The sequence below is a fragment of the Exiguobacterium sp. s163 genome (genome assembly GCF_018617135.1).
Classification (GTDB): Bacteria; Bacillota; Bacilli; order Exiguobacteriales; family Exiguobacteriaceae; genus Exiguobacterium; species Exiguobacterium profundum.
Window position 1 is genome coordinate 1 of the sequence record NZ_JACSJN010000017.1, and the last position, 895, is coordinate 895.

1 protein-coding gene is annotated in these 895 nt (G+C 63.0%); it reads right to left on the reverse strand.

What is annotated here, in order from left to right:
• Window positions 1-9: 9 nt before the first annotated feature.
• Window positions 10-894 carry an IS30 family transposase gene (locus KNO71_RS17500; RefSeq protein ID WP_214689705.1) on the reverse strand — a complete coding sequence of 295 codons (885 nt, stop codon included), beginning with the start codon at window positions 892-894 and terminating at the stop codon, window positions 10-12.
• Window position 895 lies beyond the last annotated feature (1 nt).

Sequence of the window (895 nt, forward strand, 5' to 3'; positions counted from 1 at the left end):
GACGGTTTGTCAAATTAAGCGCAACACTTCCTCGGTGAATGCCTCGTGTGCTGTTCGCCAGCCGAGGCACTTCCTCGGCCGCCCGTTGATCTTGGCGAGCGCGTCCGCGAGTTCGCCGTCACCGACCTGCGCGAAGTCCGTTCCTTTCGGGAAGAACTCGCGGAGGAGGCCGTTGGCGTTCTCGTTGCTCCCACGTTGCCAGGACGCATACGGGTCGGCGAAATAGAGTGGCACGCCGAGCGACGTCCGGATACGCTCGTGACAGCTGAACTCTTTGCCTCGGTCCGTCGTCGCCGTCCTGAACGCGGCCACGGGGAAGGCGCCGTGCACTGCCTGGATTGCCATCTCCATCGAGGAGGCGCTACGGTCCGTCATCGGAAGGGCGATGTAGAACCGGCTCTTCCGCTCGACGAACGTCGCGACGCATGCCTTTGACTTCCCACGTCCAGAGACCACGGTGTCGAGCTCCCAGTGCCCGAATGTCTTGCGTGCACGCACCTCTCTCGGGCGCTTGGCGATGGACAATCCGACGTTGAATCGCCCCCGTGTCTCGACCGGCTTTTGACGCTTGCCCTTCTGGCGGAGCACGGTCGCGGGCACGTCTATCTGTCCCGCATAGATCCAACGGTAGATGGTGGAGAAGGCGATTTTTCCTGCGAAGAGGCGGCCGACGATCTGTTCCGGCGACCAGGTCGCCCACAGTTTCTCGGTGATTGTCCGGCGCATCGTGTCATCGAGCTTCGTCTTGGCGCCGCAATGGGTCTTCGCCTTTTCGTAGCGTCTCTGTGCACGTCCCGACTCGTAGCCGGGGTTCCGTCTGATCTCCCGCGAGACGGTCGAGGGCTGTCGCCCGAGCCGTCTCGCGATGGACCGGATGGACATCCCGAGCTCCAGA